The following is a 16486-nucleotide window of genomic DNA, read 5'->3' as shown; positions in this document are numbered from 1 at the left end:
GTCAGGCTCCCTTAGCCAGGCGGTTAATGCAGGTATAAATAATCTCGAGTTGCAATGGCGTGACACTGCGCACATCCACTTCAATTTTGCCTTCATTAGCTTTATAGGCGCGGAAGTAGATAGCAATATCGCCATTTTTCAGCGCATCCACCAGATCCGGTGTCGAGCGCCCCATTTTAGCTTCATCAAAACTGATTTCAGTACGGGCAATATCACGCCCGGCAGCATCCCAAACTACTTTCGCAGACACACCGTCAATGGTATTTAACTGACTGATAAATGGTGTCATTTTTTCTATCATTTGCTGGCCGGTCTCTTTTTCCAGCGTCATATAGCTTTCAATAGCATGGGTCAGGCCGAGAATACCCTCTTTACCCACTTTCATCGCCCGGCCAATACCACTTGATTGCAACTTCACCCAATCAATATAGGTCTTCTTGCCTAACACCAGCCCGCTGGTTGGCCCTTCAATAGCTTTGGCACCACTGTAAATCACCAAATCTGCACCCATCTGGTAATAACATTGCAAGTCTTCTTCTGCAGCCGCATCAACAATTAATGGCAATTGATGCTTGCGCGCAATCACTACCGCTTGCTCAACAGATAAAATGCTTTTTTGTACACAATGGTGGGATTTTATATACAAGATCGCCGCAGTATTTGGCGTGATCGCCGCTTCCAACTGTTCCGGTAAACATTCGTTGGCATAACCGGCTTCCACCACTTTGCCTCCCCCCAGCGTCACCATGGTATCGACCGGCGCACCGAAGTTAACGTTATGGCCCTTCGGTAAAACAATTTCATGCGGCACTGCGCGCGGGGCAGCATGCAGATTAACCAGCAAATTGGCATCATCTTTCACGATCACCGCAGCGACCGACTGAGCAATACCGGCAGAAGCACAGGAGACAACCACCGCGCTCTCAACATTCAGCAAATCAGCAATGTAAGCACCGGTCTTATTGACCAAATCTTTCATTTCGAAGTAATGGTTTAGGCCCAAATCTACCGCCTCAACCACATCCTGCCGTGGCGTTGAAACGCCCAACATCGTCATGCGACCAGAAGCATTAATTACATGTTTTAACTGGTATTTTTCATATACTGAAGACATCTTTTGACTTCCCTTCGTCAGTTAATACTACGTCACCAGCAACGACCGCCGCCAGTGGCACCAGATATGTCTCACCGGTAACCGATTTACCTTCTGAATCACTGAATAGCTGAGGTTGCTGTTTCAGCTCAAAAATCGTCAGGTCAGCGTCATAGCCCGTTGCCAGCATCCCTTTGTGAGTCAAATGCAGAGCTTGCGCGGCATTTTCTGTCACACAAGCAATAACCTGTTTAAGGCTCAAACCGAGGGTGAAAAATTTGGACATCACCGTCGCCAGGCTGTGCACTGGCCCATTAATACGGTTGCGACAATAGATGTCGGAGCTGATGGTGTGCGGGTAAATACCTTGCTTGATGGCCAGTTCGGCAACATCAAAGCTGAAACTGGCACTGCCATGCCCAACATCCAGTAATACACCGCGTTTCAATGCGCGTTGGATAGAATCACGCAAGGTCCCGGCAGGGGTCAGAATACGATTGGGTTTACCGTTATAGCAGTGAGTAATAATATCGCCTTGCGTTAACAAGTCGGCAATCTCATCCAAGTCCGGCGGGTTATTGCCAATATGTACCATCAAGGGTAGCTGATTATTTTCTTGTTGAATCTCTTTGGCTCGCACCAACGGTTTAATGCCGTTTTTACCGACCACGCTGCTGCTCATGCGGGCTTTAATACCGATAATAAAACCAGGATTACGGCCAATAGCCTGACTGACACTTTGCTTATCAATCTGCGCCATATCCGCTAATTCGTTTTGCGTCACGATGCCGGTTTTCGCAATATTCAGAAAAGCATAAACATGGGTTTTGGCGGCACGGGTTAGGCGGTAAAAATCATCCACATCATTGGCACCGGTGCTGCCGGCATCCACCACCGTCGTCACGCCACTGGCGACTCCGACCAAATCAGCTTCGTCATGATAAATAGGAGATGCGGGGTAACAATGCACATGGGAATCAATCCAGCCAGCACTGATGTAATATTTCCCGGCCAAATCCAACACTTTTTTAGCGCAAGAAACTGAAGGCTCGGCTTGATTATTATCTTCAGTGGCAATAGCCGCATCGACGGCCACAATTTTCCCATCATTAATTACGATATTAACCTGACGACCGTCAACTAATAGTGCGCGTGTGATAATAAAGTCATACATTATCTTTATTCTCCATTATGTCCTTCTTACTTGACGTTGCAGCAGTGTTAGCAGGGTAAATATCCGGTAATTTGAATATTTACCCCTGACATCATGAAATAGCGACTGGGAAAATAGACCCTAAAATCATGGCACCCAAAATCGCGCCGCCGGTAATTGGTTTATTCCACAGATAAAACAGTAAAGCGCCACCTAAAGAACCAATCCCAATTGGAATTGATGCTGTTATGGCTGACAGGATAATCAATGGCCCGAGGAAACGGCCAGAGGAGTTACCGGCCCCCATCATAACGTCGGCACCATAAGTAGAATTACTTTGGTTAATCGTAAATTTACGCGCCAAAATAATCAGATAGCCGATAGCTAAACCAATAATCAGGCCGGTTACCAGTGAGGCGGCAAAATTAGCCACCGGGAAGACAAATCCGGCACCCAGTAATAATGCTGGCACACCCAGACCGACACCGGTTTGAATCGCGCCACCAATATCCAAAATACCGACAAGCGAACCTTCAATAATACGGGCGAATAAGAAGCTGGCACCAAATGCAGCCACCGCACCATAAACACCGGTATCCATACCAGCACGTAGCATTGAAACAAATGCCACTTCGTTAAATGCACCGATACCATATAAATAATACATATGAGTACCTGCAAATACGCCGGAGGATAATAATCCTACAAAGATTGGAAATGACCAGTCGGCATACCAGAAATTCTTCTTGGTTTGTTCATCCATCATCAAGCTCCTCTCGTTATATTATTTTCCGCTCAATGCGTTATGAATGGTATCGAGCCAAACCGGCGCGCTCAGGCTAAATGACTCCAGGAATTTCAGATCGAATCCGCGGAAGAAACCACTGAGCACAAATAACAGAACAATCACTGTCATCATGATCTTAGTCACTTTATTCCAGCCGCTTTCCTCAACACCTTTACCAATTAAAATACCCAACACCAGACCAGGTACGGCGTTACCCATAATTAGCTGAGCCAACCCGCCAAAAATAGTGGCCCAGAAACCAGAGCGACGCCCGGCATCAATAGCCGCCAGCCAGAAAATAACCGGCATCACGGTGTTAACCAGAATATTTGCTGCTGGTACCAATACTTTAATGGCCGTAACCTGTAATGCTGCTGGTACCGCAGAAGCAGTGGTGTTTAGGAAACTGACAACAATAACCCCGATAATCCCGCAGGCAATTGCCATCTTTTTCGGGTTATGCATGGTTTCCGCTACATTACGATTTTTAATCATCAATGCGGCGGCACCCCAGTTAGGAATGATGCGGTGGTCGACATCCTGAGTAAAGGCACCTGCTGCCACCGAAGAGGCCCAGGCGTTGAAGAAGAAGCCTAATCCAAAGGAGAAGTGCGACGCCGGATCTCCCTCGCATGAGTTCAGTTCGCCCAAGGTACGAAATGCCCCCATCCCCTGTATTGTCGGTGCATGAAACATACGGGCGGCCCCAACACCTACCCCCACACCGACCAGTCCGCCGATAATAATCGACTTAAAAAGAATGATTAGAAACATCAGTATATCCTTTTCATTTAGATATGAAGACGACCTTATCCGTATTAATAATTGTCACGTTCACGGTAATATCTAATTCAACGCTATATGTCTTTCTTTCACGCGGCAGGAAAAAGAATAAAAACTTCTCATTTTTAACTGATAATTCTGCGTTTAATACTTTTACGTCTTGTGGCTCAATCCGTAACAGAATATTTTGTGTCGATTTCAACACCGTATTCTGGACATTACCGAGTGCGTTAGCGAAAGCTTTTTCCTTAGTATCGCCTTTACCTTTCACTTGCACCTGAGTGGTATATTGCTCTTTCATTACGGTTGACCGTATTTCTTGATATAAGCTTCGACTAATCTCTGGCCTAATTCTTCTTTATCCATAAATCCGAAGCCCAGCACTTTGCAGCCTTCATTTATTGCCGTCACGCCTTCTTCCACAGAACGCATGCCGTATTTTGCTTTGTAACCATATTTATTTTGCGCCGTAATAGCACCCGCACCGCCACTGCCGCAGAATGAAATGCCAAAGTCAGCTTTTTCACTGTTCATCACATCACCCAATTTCATGTCTGCGGCAACACCGGGAATAACCACTACGCGGCCACCAGCCAATTCAACACCCTGGCCCACTTTTTGGCCTTTACCTAAACGGTCGCCAATCACAACGGTAATTTGACTCATAGTCACTTCTCCAGATCACTGTTTTATGGGTTATTGTCTTTCGCTACTTCAAAATGCACCGACAACAAATAGGCTTCTTCAATGGGCAAATTGGCAAATTTATCGACCACTTGCTGGGCCATTTGCATCGAATGTGCTGAAATCTCATCAAATAATGATTTATCCACTTCAGGTAATGGCTCACCAGTTATGGAACGCAATACCATGGCACGAATATGTGATGTCAACATTTGTTGCTGAACTTTATTGGTAAAAATATTTTCACTATTTAACATCGCGGTAATTTCAGCTAATACCCGCTCAGTAATAATCATTACCTCTTCTTTTCCAGGTTCCTCGGCGGCATTTAATGCGGCTACATCATTCACGCTGGCAATCCCCTATTTTTGCTATATCCGTCATACTTCAGGTTGTAGGGCCGTTGGCTGCGTTTTCTCGCCCTAGTGACTTACTTCAGGGACTCACTCCTTTGCCGCCTACCCACAACTCGAATTATTTAAGGTCTGTAACAACTTTCTGACGATAAAGATAAGTTCAGTTATCTTCTCTCTGCGCTGTAACATCACCCTACCTGCAAGCGGAATAGCTGTGTAGCGGCTTTTTTTCCAGTTCAAAGTGGAAATGTAATGTACCGGTGGGATCACTTTCGCAAAAAACGCCTGTTAGATAGTTAACTTAATCATTAACAACAAAATAACTTTTATATAAATACGTCAGTGCGGTTTGTAGTGGAAAAAAGTTCGTGATCCTGATCTCTTTCTTTTCTAGTCAGAAGCGCCTAATATCAGATAAATATTTAGCTATTTTCTAACACCCCCTCTCCTATGGCGCGGGGGTGTTGTTTTTATACCCTAAATAATTCGAGTTGCATGAAGGCGGCAAGGGAGATAATCCTGATGAGCTTACTGTGTTGTAAGTGATTCGGGTTATTGAGCGCAGCTAACACACATGCAGCTTGAAGTATGACGGGTATATGTTTTGTTGAAATTGAATTGGAGAGTAGTATGACCAAGCCAACCATCACGATTAACGAGCTGGATGCTGAACGTTTGGATGCGTTACTGGCGCAACCGGCTTTTGCCGGTACAGTGGTCGCTCAAGCGCTCAATGAAGAACTGGATCGTGCAGAAATTCTGCCACCAAACGCCATTCCGGCAGATGTGGTGACCATGAATAGCCGTGTGCGTTTTCGCGATCTGAATAACCAGGAAGAGCATATCCGCACGCTGGTGTATCCGGCATCGCTAAAAGACAGTAACGAACAACTTTCAGTGATGGCTCCGCTGGGCGCGGCATTGCTGGGGCTGCACGTCAATGATGAAATTAGTTGGAAGCTACCAGGTGGGGATGAAGCCCGCATTACTGTGTTAGAACTGCTGTACCAGCCAGAAGCAGCCGGTGAATATCACCGCTAACACTATGACCAAAGCCATTGGCGTTACCGCCAGGCGGCAAATGGACAAGCCCCGAATCACTGACTCAAGTTAGTGATTCGGGTGAAAGGGATTATTAACGATACTTTTTATGGTAGGTATCGCGGGTCGGTTTAAAGTCTTGCGCTGCTTTTTTAGCTTCATCGAGCTTGCCTTGATTCGCTAATGCCAGCGCACCATCAATCTGCCCGATAAATAAGTCCAAACCATGACGGAAATCCTTCACCTCCGCGCTACCCTCGCCTTTACTCTTCAACTTGGTAGGTATGCCCTTTTGTGCATCCTGCGCCGCTGCACGCATCGCCTGCAAGCCTTGCTTCATCACATCAGTAGAGTCAGCCTTCAACACTTTGCCGTAATTATCAGCAATGGTTTCCATGTTATCAGCCACGCTGGCAGCCATCGCTAAAGTGCTGGCGCTGAGTAACACCGCCGCCATTAACGCCATCATTTTCTTACCCATGCTCACATTCCTTCTATACCCTTCTAACGTGGCGTTGCAGCAAGGTTTCGCAGCAAGACCAAATTGGGGATGGGATTATTGTTATTGAAATACTGATCATTAGTACATTGCTCACACTTAACATAGGCAATAGACACTGAAACTGACAATGATTTCTTGTAATCAATTAATAAATGAGATGAGGGCTGAATAAAAATCAAAAAAAAAGCCAGCAACCAATGCCAGCTTTAGATGTGAAGCTACACGATGTTATTCGCCCGCAATCTTCATCGCAGGTAATAAAACAGAGCCACACTGAATGTTACTGCGGGTTTCGATATCACTGCCTACGCTGACGATATTACGCAGCATATCTTTCAGATTACCGGCAATCGTTATCTCACTGACTGGATACTGAATCTCACCGTTTTCAACCCAAAAACCTGCCGCGCCGCGGGAATAGTCACCGGTTACGGTACTGACACCCTGGCCCATCAGTTCAGTTACCACCAAACCTTTGTCCAATTGCTTCAGCATTCCGGCGAAATCCTGCCCCTGACCGGCAATGCGCCAGTTATGGATGCCACCAGCATGACCGGTACTTTGCAGCCCCAGTTTACGGGCTGAATAGCTGGTCAACAGATAGGTTTGCAGTATCCCATCTTTAACGATTTCCCGTTGTAAAGTACGCACACCTTCACTATCGAACGGGGTCGAAGCCAGACCACGCAGTAAATGTGGGTGCTCTTCAATAGTTAACCACTCAGGTAAAATCTGTTTACCCAAATGATCGAGCAAGAAGGTCGATTTACGGTAGATATTGCCGCCGCTGATCGCCGAAACCAAGTGACCAAACAAACCGGTCGCCACTTCAGCGGCAAACAGCACCGGTGATTGCATGGTCGGCAGTTTACGTGGCGATAAGCGGGATAAAGTACGACGAGCGCACTCCTCACCAACCCATTCCGGGCTGGCTAAATCTTCCATCCGCCGGCCAATGGTATAAGCGTAATCTCGCTCCATATCACCATTATGTTCAGCGATAACGCTGCTGGAAAGCGAATGGCGACTTGAGCAATAGCTCTGTAACATGCCGTGGCTGTTACCAAACACCTTGATGCCATAATGGCTGTTAAAACTGCCACCTTCGGTATTGGTAATCCGCTTATCGGCCTGCAATGCAGCCTGCTCCGCCCGGGCGGCCAGCAAGATACCTTGTTCTGCATCCAAATCGCTCGGATGGAACAGATCCAAATCAGGCGCCTCAAAAGCCAGCAGCGATTTATCTGCCGCGCCAGCGTAAGGATCAGGTGAAGTGTAACGAGCAATATCCAGCGCAGCCTGCACCGTGCGGGCGACTGCATCTGGATTTAAATCGGTGGTAGACGCGCTACCTTTACGCTGCTGGTGATAAACAGTAATTCCCAGCGCACCATCGCTGTTGAACTCCACATTTTCCACTTCACCAAAGCGAGTGCTGACACTAATTCCGGTGGTTTTACTTACAGCGACTTCGGCCGCATCAGAACCCGCACGGGCCAATTCCAAAGCCTGTGCAACCGCTTGTTCCAGCGTTTTACGCTGTTCTGCAACTTGAGTGACTACTTTCATCAGTCTGCCATAATTAATGAGATAATCGTTCAGGAAAGAGTCGTAACACGACGACTTACACGGATACAATATAGAACGCCATGGTTCTGAGTCTATCAGAGATCTTTGTACTATTTCGCAGAAAGCCAACAACCTGCTACGATTAGCCTCTTTTTAAGGAATTTGACCATGAACAAACAGCCCGAAGATTGGCTAGATGAAGTCCCAGAAGATAAAGACGAAGATGACGATGAAATTATCTGGGTCAGTAAAAGTGAAATTAAACGTGATGCCGAAGCACTGAAAGAACTCGGCACCGAGCTGGTTGAGCTGGGTAAAAATGCGCTGGAGAAAATCCAACTGGATGAAGATCTGCTGGCAGCCGTTGAACTGGCACAGAAAATCAAGAAAGAAGGCCGCCGCCGCCAGATCCAGTTAATTGGTAAAATGCTACGTGCCCGTGATGTAGAACCTATCCAAACCGCATTGGATAAGCTGAAAAATCGCCATAACCAACAAATCTCGCTGTTCCACAAGCTGGAAATGCTGCGTGACCGTTTGGTTGAAGAAGGTGATGTCGCGATCCCTACGGTGTTGGATCTATATCCAGATGCGGATCGCCAACAACTGCGTAGCCTGATACGTAATGCCCAGAAAGAGAAAGCCACTAACAAGCCGCCGAAATCATTCCGTCAGATCTTCCAATATCTGCGTGAACTGTCTGAAAAGCAGCAATAATCGGGCGGGGCCGGGTCTGACTCGGCTCCCGACTCAAGAAGGCTAATTCACACTATATTGAAACGCAGGCTGCCTGCTAACTCCTCTTCCGCTTCCTCAAGCAGCAGCACAATCGCACCAAAGCGGCGTTTGTGGCGGTGATTGAAATGAATAAATTCAATCTCTACCGGTAAGGCTATCTCACCGGTGACCACATCCCACAGAGCATCCAGATTGGCGCCAAAATCTTCGCTCAGCGCAAATTTTTGGCAAAATGCGCGGTAAAATGCAGGAAGATCGGATATATGGTCAAAATCAAATACCACTTTTACCATCTTCTCACTCCATCCGAATGAAACGCTTGTAGTGATCCTGAGTTAGATAAATCAGGCCATCATTGGAGTACAGCAAACGATCGCTACCGCGATGCCCACAACGATAATTAACATCGGCTTCACGCCAGTTACGGCCTTTCGCCTCAGGCAGTTGGCGTTCACGGTTAGAAAAACGATCGCCGCCAATCGCTCTGCCTGGCAATACTTTACACAGATTGCCGTCTTTGGGATCCCAGCCCTGCGCACGCGCCTGCTGCTTGGTAAGATAAAAATCCGGCAGGCGATGATGCACTTGTAGGTATTTAGCCACCTGCTGGTGCTGGGTCAATTGTTCAATCGATGCAGGTGCCGATAAAGGTGGGCGTTCCAGATCCGCCGATTGGCCGATATCACGCGCCGTGACACCGCCAATCCCCTGCAATGCCGCCACAGCCAGCAACAGTATCGCGCCCAGAATGGCCATAAGTCGTTTATTCATGGTTCTCCTTAACCCTCAGGCTGCCAATAACTGTTGTGCTGCTCATTGCGATAACCCATGCCCACGTTTTATTCACCAATCCAATTTATAAATTACCCAAATGCAGGGTTTTGACTTCCATAAACTCATCTAACCCCAGCACTGACCCTTCACGGCCAAGGCCAGACTCTTTAACACCACCGAAAGGTGCCAGCTCAGTAGAAACTGAACTTTCATTGACACCAATCATACCGCTTTCCAATGCATCTGAAACCCGGAATACACGTTGCAGATTCTGAGTATAGAAGTAAGCTGCCAGCCCGAACGGCGTGTCATTAGCCCGTTTGATAACTTCCTCTTCGGTTTTGAAGCGGAAGCAGGCAGCCAGTGGGCCAAATGTCTCTTCAGAGGCGACTTTCATCTGCTCATTAGCATCGGCAATAACTGTAGGCTGGAAGAAATTCCCCCCCAGTTGATGACGACTGCCCCCCACCAGCAGGCGACCGCCCTTCTCAAGCGCATCTTTGACGTGATCCTCGACTTTCTCCAGCCCGGCGAGATTAATCAATGGCCCCATATTGACGTCTTTATCCATACCATTACCAACATGCAGTTTTTTAACCTCAGTGGCTAAACGGCTGACAAACTCGTCATACACGCCATCCTGAATATAGAAGCGATTGACGCACACGCACACCTGCCCAGCATTGCGGAATTTACATGCCATCGCACCAGCAACTGCGGCATCCAAATCAGCATCATCAAACACGATATACGGCGCGTTACCGCCCAGTTCCATGGAAATTTTCTTCATGGTGGCTGCGGCATTACGCATTAAGGTTTTGCCAACTTCGGTTGAGCCGGTAAAGGAGATTTTACGCACTTCCGGGCTGGCCATGATGGCATCACTGATGGCATGCGTGTCACCCGCAACACCATTGAGTACGCCAGCAGGCACACCGGCTTGCTCTGCCAATGCCAGTAAAGCAAAAGCGGATAACGGCGTGTTATTGGCCGGTTTAATCAATCCGGTACAACCGGCAGCCAATGCTGGCCCCAGTTTGCGGGTTAACATTGCCAGCGGGAAATTCCACGGCGTGATGGCCGCCACCACACCAACCGGTTCGCGAGTAGCCAGAATGCGTGCCCCCTCTTTGGCTGGCGGAATAATCTCACCATTGGCACGTTTGGCCTGCTCACTAAACCATTGAATAAAGCTGGCGGCATAGGCGACCTCGCCTAAGGCTTCTTTCAATGGTTTACCTTGCTCAGAAACCATTATCTCAGCCAATGATTGCTGATGTTCCATAATCAACAAATACCAACGCTGAAGAATTTCCGCTCGCTGCTTGGCGGGTGTTTTTCGCCAGGCGGGGAAAGCCGCACTGGCGGCCTTAATCGCGGCTTCAGTTTCTTGGGTACCCGATTTAGCCACTTTCGCCACCAACTGGCCGGTAGCAGGGTTATGTACGTCGAAAGTGTCCTGCGCCTGATGCCATTTACCACCAACAAAATAGCCGATATGGTACACACCGTCGCTGTGTCGTTGGTTTTGTAATGGATTTTGCAATGGATCGCGTAATAGATTTTGTGCTGACATCTTGTCGACCTCCTGAGGGAAAGGATGCCCCCATCAATGGAGGGCGAGGAAGGTTGCTTCACTATGAAGTATATACCCAAAGAACTTGGAGTTGCAGGTAGGCTGCCAGTGAGCGCATCCCGATGAGCTGACTCAGGTCAGTGATTCGGGTAAGTAAGCGCCGCTAACAACCCTGTGGTTTCAAGGACGAAGAGTATCGCTAGATAAGCGCACTCTGATAACGATGCAACATATCCGCCAACCGCTTTACCGGGCGGATAACAGAATCAGGCGATTGATAATCGACTAATTTCTGCTGATATTGATCCAACTCTTGTAGTAAGCGAGCAAAGTAATAGCGCCGCTTCTGGTCATTTTTGGCATTGATAACCCGATCGGCGGTATAGCGGATCTGTTTGTGAAAAGCACTCAATTCAGCATTAACTGGGATCTCGGTGTTATTGAGCCGCTGATGGGCGATGATCAGCGTTAATGCCAGTCGATACTTATCAATATCACTGGGGAACATCATCAATAATTGATTCAGTTGTTGATACAACGCCGGTAGATGATTTTCGCTGCGGCGGGCTTTATTGGTGGTCAATGCCGATACAGCACTGTAAACAAAGCGGTTTAGCAAGGTTCTGCCGGTTCGGTCCTTGGCATTATCGCGGATCAACAACAGCACAATCAGAGAAACGAAACAGCCGACAATCTGCCCCAGCGCACTGTCGAGGAACATACTGACATTAAACTCCATCGGGTTGCTCAACACCATAATATTGATGGTACTGGCCAATGTTCCCAGCGAGCCAAGACGGCGCTTTTGCACTTCGATACCAATAATAAATGCCAGTAATCCCAGACTGATGCACAGCAACAGCATACTTTGCTGGGTCGCAGGGATAATAAACATGAAATAGAGCGCCCCAATAGGTAGCGCCATAATCACCCCTAGCAGGAAGTCGATCGCCACCATCCGTGGATTGGGGGTGCGCATTGCCAGTGAGGTCACCACCGCAATCATGACCATACAGCCCGCCCCGGATGTCCAGCCAGTCCACAGCCAGAATAGGCCGCCGATCGCCGTAGCAATACCGGTACGCAAGCCATTGATCATCGCATGATGACCTTCGGCTGAAACATGTTTGATTGGCTCATCGCCGTCCAGAATACCCTCTTCCACCCGGCTGATACTGCTGTTGGTATGAATCCCTTTTGATAGCAATAAATAGCGTGTCGCCGCCCCCACCCAACTGCTGATGGTCGCAGGGATCGCCGCACTGTGACTGCCGCCAATATATTGACGCAATTTCTTCATCTGCTGATGAATCTCAGCCGGCGTCTCTGCCGGTTCACTCAGCATCGCTTTCAGCTCGGCACTGAGTAAGTCAGGATGATTGATCAATACCAGATAGGTTTCGCAGGCTTGAGTGATCAGGGCTAATGACGCCGTGTGCAATACCCGTAAGCGGCGGTTACAGCGCTGCCAGCGGGAAGATTCCATCATCAGATAACTACGCATCCCATTCAGTGCCGTGGTATTTTTAACCAGATCATTCCAGGCGCGATCGATATCGTTTTTTTCTGCCGGACGAATACATAACTGCAATAATTTATATTGATCTACCAACACCTTATCGACCAGACGATCAATATCCTGCTTGATCGATCGTGGTGAAAACAGCAGATCCGCCATCACCGCGCAGACGATCCCCAGCACAATCTCGCTACAGCGCTCGACAGCAAACTGCGGTGTCAGTAATGGCGTTTCACCGGTGGTGACAATGATAATCAGCGCGGTGTAACCCGCCAGCCCGAATGCGTAAGAGTTCTCAACCCGAACCAGTGAGGAGATCCAAGTACAAACGCCAGCCCACAAACAGCAAAGCATCAGGGTTAATACTGGTGCTCTGATAGTCAGAACGATGATAACCAAACCACCGATACAGCCGATGAATGTCCCGATAATACGTAACCAGCCTCGGTGACGAATCGCACCAGAGAATGGCTCACCGCCCGCAGCAAATGCCGGGCCAGCAGCAACAATGGCCGCCGTCAGCACCGACCAGCGTGGTGTTTCCAATTGCAGATGAAAGCCCAGAAACAGCGCGGCCACAATGGCAAAACTGAGTTTGAACGCAAAGCGCAGGCGAATAAAGGTCGGGCTGTTCATCTTAGCCAAACTCACGCAGGCGATGCATCAACTTAACAATCGGCGAAGCCTGATTAGGATTGCGATCAGTCGCCCCGGTTATCACCACGGTAGCCGTCGTCCCTGCGGGATAGGGATGCTGTTGATCTTCACTGTCCAAACGGATCTTCACCGGTACTCGTTGCGCCAACCGCACCCATTCCAGATTATTGTCAATCGTCGCTAACCCTTTGCTATCGACACTGCTACTGCTGTTGGTGACACCGGCGGAGACACTGTCGACAGTACCGTGCAAAATACGGTTGCTGCCCAGTGGGGTGATTTCCGCCCGATACCCGGCTTTAACCCCTTCCAGCTTGGTCTCTTCCAAATAGGCCAAAATATAGAAAGTATCTTTTTTCACCAGTGCAACGGCGGTGGCGCCACGGTTAATAAACTCCCCGGCATGAACATTCAGATTAGTCACCCAACCTTGTGCGGGCGCACGCACGGTGGTGCGTTCCAGATCAAGTTTGGCTAAATCCCGTACTGCGATAGCTTTTGCCAACTGATGCCTGACGGTTTGTAATCCGTTGTTGGACTGGTCAATTTCTTCTTGTGACATCGCCTGAATCCCTAAACGTTGCCGCCGACCGGACTCACGCTGTTTCTCCGCCGCCAGTGTTTGGTAATAGGCCACATCGGCCTCGGCTTCAGCCAACGCCTGCTGGTAGCGCGGTTGGTCAATAACAAACAAAATCTGCCCTTTCTGCACCAGTTGATTGTCTTTTACCGGCACATCGGTGATCAAGCCACTGACATCCGGTGCGATAGCCACCACATCGGCAGTGAATTTGGCATCACGGGTCCAGGGTGATTCGGTATAAAAAGCCCAAACTTTGAAAATAGCGATAACCGCCAGTAAAACCACCAATAAGGTGATGCCGATACGGATTATTTTTAATGAAAAAGTACTCACGGCGACCTCAGGAAAAAAGACGGGATATTAAATAGAAAAGACAACAATACAGCGCGGTATTAAAGAGTGCCGGATGCCAGACAAACTCATAAATACCAGTAGGTTGTAGCACACGGCGCAAAATAAAGAACAGCGCCAGCGAAAGGAGCAACTCAAAAAATATTGGCGGAAAAGAGAGGCCAAATATCACCATCACCGGAAGCAACGTCATTCTGTAGATCCTTTCTATTATAGGGTGCCGGTGAACCAGCCATAAGACTAACTTGTAGGTTAAACTTAACTAAGCAACATGACTGTAACCTTAGCGAGGCGAGATAACACTTCGACAGCGTGGCTTGCAAACCTAAAACGATTCTCCCGACAGCAGTATATTAGCCTGCTTATTATCACCTTATCTACGATGTGTGATCTAAATCACTTTTAAGCTACAGTTAACAATCAAGCGTTAGCAATCAACTCAGGGTGGACCATGGAAAGACTAAAACGGATGTCAGTATTTGCCAAGGTGGTTGAATGTGGGTCTTTTACTGGCGCCGCACGGCAGTTAGAAATGAGTGTGTCGTCGATTAGCCAAACAGTGTCAAAACTGGAAACCGAGCTGAATGTTAAGCTGCTTAACCGCAGTACTCGCCGCATTGGTTTAACTGAGGCAGGCCGAATTTACTATCAGGGTTGTCGGCGCATGTTGCAGGAAGTACAGGAAGTCCATGAACAACTCTATGCCTTTAACAACACCCCAACCGGAACCTTACGCATCGGCTGCTCATCAACGATGGCACAAAATGTACTGGCAACGATGACAGCAGAGATGTTGAAAGAGTATCCCGGCCTATCCGTTAATCTGGTTACCGGCATTCCGGCACCGGATTTAATTGCCGATGGTTTAGATGTGGTGGTCCGCGTTGGTGCATTACAGGATTCGGGGCTATTTTCACGCCGCCTTGGTTCCATGCCGATGGTGGTCTGCGCCGCCAAAAGTTATTTAGCACAACATGGCACACCAGAAAAACCCAGTGATATGACCAATTTCTCCTGGCTGGAATATAGCGTGCGACCAGACAGTAACTTTGAGCTAATCGCACCAGAAGGTATTACCACGCAAATATCGCCACAGGGCCGCTTTGTCACCAATGACTCACAAACCATGATCTGTTGGCTTAAAGCGGGTGCCGGTATCGCTTACGCACCGTTAATGTGGGTAATAGAGGAAATTAAACGCGGCGAGGTGGAAATACTGTTTAAAAAATACCATTCAGATCCGCGCCCAGTATATGCACTCTATACCGAGAAAGATAAAATGCCACTTAAAGTTCAGGTCTGTATCGACTATTTGACCGAGTACTTTAAACGAGTGGCTGAGGTATATCAGGGATATCGCTAATACCTCTTTAGAGGTATTAGCGATATAATGCTCTATAGCAATATAAGAATTAATCTCATCTGATTGAGAAATATCCCATTGATAATAATCCGACCTATTATTGGATTGTAAATGCATGTTATTCCTACAAGTTGACAAAAATCACCACTACCTTTCCAATATGTGAAATAGACTAACAATTATATATCAATATATATTGCAGTCTACATATGGCGCATTTAACTACAACAAAGTGGTGCATATGTTTCTCTCAAAAAATTTGCTGGTATTTATTACTACGGTTCAGGAAGGCTCGCTGACCAACGCGGCCATTAAATTATTTTCCACACCGCCGCCAATGAGCAGGAGTATAAAAATACTCGAGGATGAACTTGGTTTTAAACTATTCACGCGTACAACCACCGGGCTAAAACTAACGGATATGGGAGAAGCACTTTATAATGACATTTACCCTGCGTACACCTGTTTAACTGAACTTAGCACGGCCTGCAAAAAAAACAAAAGTGGCACGATCAATATTGGTACGCATCAACTTAAATCAGAACATGCAGGTTTTCTGTGTGACTACTTCTTAGATTCCGGCAACTGTAACATTACGTTAAAGGAGAACACTCCAGACGTAAATCAGCTAGATATAATATTAAGCACCAAAGAAATAAAAGACTGTGGTTTTGATGTGGGATTAGCCACCAATTGTAAAGCAATTTTGCTATACGGATCACATATAAACGGATTACCGAATAAATCAGCGCATTTAAAACAGCTTACATTACTACAAAGCACTGTTTTTTCCTCTTCATGCTGTTTTAAGAATTTTTTAAACCATATGAAAAAACAAGGTTTCAGAGGAAATGTATTAAACGTTGATGACCCCAGAACTCGACATAATTTAATCAAAAAAGGGGCAGGTATATCACTGACAGTAGAAGGATTTAATACAAAACAAGTGAACTATCG

19 protein-coding genes are annotated in these 16486 nt (G+C 47.4%); 4 read left to right on the top strand and 15 right to left on the bottom strand.

Annotated elements, in window-relative coordinates; all coding sequences use genetic code 11:
• Nucleotide 1: 1 nt before the first annotated feature.
• From V2A85_RS06810 to V2A85_RS06780, 7 genes are all read right to left on the bottom strand, one after another.
• Nucleotides 2-1114, bottom strand: a complete 1113-nt coding sequence (locus V2A85_RS06810; RefSeq protein WP_372560419.1) for a DgaE family pyridoxal phosphate-dependent ammonia lyase — start codon at nucleotides 1112-1114, stop codon at nucleotides 2-4.
• Nucleotides 1098-2267 (bottom strand): amidohydrolase/deacetylase family metallohydrolase, encoded by a 1170-nt coding sequence (locus V2A85_RS06805; RefSeq protein ID WP_420071117.1) that lies wholly within the window; start codon nucleotides 2265-2267, stop codon nucleotides 1098-1100. The genes V2A85_RS06810 and V2A85_RS06805 overlap by 17 nt, the downstream gene beginning before the upstream one ends.
• Nucleotides 2268-2358: 91 nt before the next feature.
• Complete coding sequence (locus V2A85_RS06800; RefSeq protein WP_420071123.1) at nucleotides 2359-3009, bottom strand: DUF4310 family protein; 651 nt, start codon at nucleotides 3007-3009, stop codon at nucleotides 2359-2361.
• Between the two features lie 21 nt (nucleotides 3010-3030).
• Nucleotides 3031-3807, bottom strand: a complete 777-nt coding sequence (locus V2A85_RS06795; protein WP_004392358.1) for a DUF4311 domain-containing protein — start codon at nucleotides 3805-3807, stop codon at nucleotides 3031-3033.
• 13 nt (nucleotides 3808-3820) lie between these two features.
• Nucleotides 3821-4117, bottom strand: coding sequence for a DUF4312 family protein (locus V2A85_RS06790; protein ID WP_083162226.1), 297 nt, complete (start codon nucleotides 4115-4117; stop codon nucleotides 3821-3823).
• Complete coding sequence (locus V2A85_RS06785) at nucleotides 4117-4482, bottom strand: glycine-rich SFCGS family protein (protein ID WP_004878063.1); 366 nt, start codon at nucleotides 4480-4482, stop codon at nucleotides 4117-4119. Before V2A85_RS06785 ends, V2A85_RS06790 begins: the two co-directional genes overlap by 1 nt.
• A gap of 23 nt (nucleotides 4483-4505) precedes the next feature.
• Nucleotides 4506-4850, bottom strand: coding sequence for a PRD domain-containing protein (locus V2A85_RS06780; protein ID WP_083162222.1), 345 nt, complete (start codon nucleotides 4848-4850; stop codon nucleotides 4506-4508).
• Between the two features lie 636 nt (nucleotides 4851-5486).
• On the opposite strand from V2A85_RS06780, the gene rnk reads away from it, so the two are divergent.
• The gene (gene rnk / locus V2A85_RS06775; protein WP_372560416.1) at nucleotides 5487-5897 is read left to right on the top strand and encodes a nucleoside diphosphate kinase regulator; all 411 of its coding nucleotides are present in this window, start codon (nucleotides 5487-5489) and stop codon (nucleotides 5895-5897) included.
• Between the two features lie 94 nt (nucleotides 5898-5991).
• Here rnk and cybC read toward each other — a convergent pair whose 3' ends face one another.
• Both cybC and pmbA read right to left on the bottom strand, forming a co-directional pair.
• A complete protein-coding gene (cybC, locus tag V2A85_RS06770) occupies nucleotides 5992-6378 on the bottom strand; it encodes a cytochrome b562 (protein ID WP_083162220.1) in 387 nt (128 codons plus the stop codon).
• A gap of 249 nt (nucleotides 6379-6627) precedes the next feature.
• Entirely contained in the window at nucleotides 6628-7968 is a 1341-nt protein-coding gene (gene pmbA / locus V2A85_RS06765) for a metalloprotease PmbA (RefSeq protein ID WP_372560415.1), read from the bottom strand.
• Nucleotides 7969-8136: 168 nt separating this feature from the next.
• Between pmbA and yjgA the strand changes: the two genes are divergently transcribed.
• A complete protein-coding gene (gene yjgA, locus V2A85_RS06760; RefSeq protein WP_083162216.1) occupies nucleotides 8137-8685 on the top strand; it encodes a ribosome biogenesis factor YjgA in 549 nt (182 codons plus the stop codon).
• 47 nt (nucleotides 8686-8732) lie between these two features.
• On the opposite strand, the gene V2A85_RS06755 is transcribed toward yjgA, so the two are convergent.
• The 6 genes from V2A85_RS06755 to aaeX all read right to left on the bottom strand — a co-directional run bounded on the left by V2A85_RS06755 (nucleotide 8733) and on the right by aaeX (nucleotide 14359).
• Nucleotides 8733-8999 carry a barstar family protein gene (locus V2A85_RS06755; RefSeq protein ID WP_083162214.1) on the bottom strand — a complete coding sequence of 89 codons (267 nt, stop codon included), beginning with the start codon at nucleotides 8997-8999 and terminating at the stop codon, nucleotides 8733-8735.
• Nucleotides 9000-9003: 4 nt separating this feature from the next.
• The gene (locus V2A85_RS06750; RefSeq protein WP_372560414.1) at nucleotides 9004-9477 is read right to left on the bottom strand and encodes a ribonuclease; all 474 of its coding nucleotides are present in this window, start codon (nucleotides 9475-9477) and stop codon (nucleotides 9004-9006) included.
• An 85-nt stretch (nucleotides 9478-9562) separates the two neighbouring features.
• Nucleotides 9563-11056, bottom strand: coding sequence for an NAD-dependent succinate-semialdehyde dehydrogenase (locus V2A85_RS06745; RefSeq protein WP_420071116.1), 1494 nt, complete (start codon nucleotides 11054-11056; stop codon nucleotides 9563-9565).
• Between the two features lie 199 nt (nucleotides 11057-11255).
• Nucleotides 11256-13211, bottom strand: a complete 1956-nt coding sequence (gene aaeB / locus V2A85_RS06740) for a p-hydroxybenzoic acid efflux pump subunit AaeB (RefSeq protein ID WP_372560412.1) — start codon at nucleotides 13209-13211, stop codon at nucleotides 11256-11258.
• Between the two features lies 1 nt (nucleotide 13212).
• Complete coding sequence (aaeA, locus tag V2A85_RS06735) at nucleotides 13213-14148, bottom strand: p-hydroxybenzoic acid efflux pump subunit AaeA (protein ID WP_420071115.1); 936 nt, start codon at nucleotides 14146-14148, stop codon at nucleotides 13213-13215.
• Between the two features lie 7 nt (nucleotides 14149-14155).
• A complete protein-coding gene (gene aaeX / locus V2A85_RS06730; RefSeq protein WP_372560410.1) occupies nucleotides 14156-14359 on the bottom strand; it encodes a p-hydroxybenzoic acid efflux pump operon protein AaeX in 204 nt (67 codons plus the stop codon).
• A gap of 258 nt (nucleotides 14360-14617) precedes the next feature.
• Between aaeX and aaeR the strand changes: the two genes are divergently transcribed.
• On the top strand, nucleotides 14618-15529 hold the full coding sequence (gene aaeR, locus V2A85_RS06725; RefSeq protein WP_372560409.1) for an HTH-type transcriptional activator AaeR: 912 nt from the start codon (nucleotides 14618-14620) through the stop codon (nucleotides 15527-15529).
• A 241-nt stretch (nucleotides 15530-15770) separates the two neighbouring features.
• Nucleotides 15771-16486 (top strand): LysR family transcriptional regulator (locus tag V2A85_RS06720; RefSeq protein WP_420071114.1); only part of this gene is annotated, 716 nt, incomplete at its 3' end.

Origin of the sequence: Yersinia sp. 1252 StPb PI, from assembly GCF_048593885.1 — a bacterium.
In the GTDB taxonomy this organism is placed as follows: Bacteria; Pseudomonadota; Gammaproteobacteria; order Enterobacterales; family Enterobacteriaceae; genus Yersinia; species Yersinia enterocolitica_E.
Note: the sequence above shows the minus strand (reverse complement) of the source record. Positions and strands in the feature narration are given on the sequence as shown.

Bases quoted from the DNA above. Each gene is read 5' to 3' on its own strand.
- aaeX (WP_372560410.1), bottom strand. From the start codon at position 14,359: ATGACGTTGCTTCCGGTGATGGTGATATTTGGCCTCTCTTTTCCGCCA.
- V2A85_RS06750 (WP_372560414.1), bottom strand. From the start codon at position 9,477: ATGAATAAACGACTTATGGCCATTCTGGGCGCGATACTGTTGCTGGCT.
- V2A85_RS06745 (WP_420071116.1), bottom strand. From the start codon at position 11,056: ATGTCAGCACAAAATCTATTACGCGATCCATTGCAAAATCCATTACAA.
- V2A85_RS06790 (WP_083162226.1), bottom strand. From the start codon at position 4,117: ATGAAAGAGCAATATACCACTCAGGTGCAAGTGAAAGGTAAAGGCGAT.
- V2A85_RS06755 (WP_083162214.1), bottom strand. From the start codon at position 8,999: ATGGTAAAAGTGGTATTTGATTTTGACCATATATCCGATCTTCCTGCA.
- rnk (WP_372560416.1), top strand. From the start codon at position 5,487: ATGACCAAGCCAACCATCACGATTAACGAGCTGGATGCTGAACGTTTG.
- V2A85_RS06800 (WP_420071123.1), bottom strand. From the start codon at position 3,009: ATGGATGAACAAACCAAGAAGAATTTCTGGTATGCCGACTGGTCATTT.
- V2A85_RS06805 (WP_420071117.1), bottom strand. From the start codon at position 2,267: ATGTATGACTTTATTATCACACGCGCACTATTAGTTGACGGTCGTCAG.
- pmbA (WP_372560415.1), bottom strand. From the start codon at position 7,968: ATGAAAGTAGTCACTCAAGTTGCAGAACAGCGTAAAACGCTGGAACAA.
- V2A85_RS06810 (WP_372560419.1), bottom strand. From the start codon at position 1,114: ATGTCTTCAGTATATGAAAAATACCAGTTAAAACATGTAATTAATGCT.
- yjgA (WP_083162216.1), top strand. From the start codon at position 8,137: ATGAACAAACAGCCCGAAGATTGGCTAGATGAAGTCCCAGAAGATAAA.
- cybC (WP_083162220.1), bottom strand. From the start codon at position 6,378: ATGGGTAAGAAAATGATGGCGTTAATGGCGGCGGTGTTACTCAGCGCC.
- aaeB (WP_372560412.1), bottom strand. From the start codon at position 13,211: ATGAACAGCCCGACCTTTATTCGCCTGCGCTTTGCGTTCAAACTCAGT.
- V2A85_RS06785 (WP_004878063.1), bottom strand. From the start codon at position 4,482: ATGAGTCAAATTACCGTTGTGATTGGCGACCGTTTAGGTAAAGGCCAA.
- aaeR (WP_372560409.1), top strand. From the start codon at position 14,618: ATGGAAAGACTAAAACGGATGTCAGTATTTGCCAAGGTGGTTGAATGT.
- V2A85_RS06795 (WP_004392358.1), bottom strand. From the start codon at position 3,807: ATGTTTCTAATCATTCTTTTTAAGTCGATTATTATCGGCGGACTGGTC.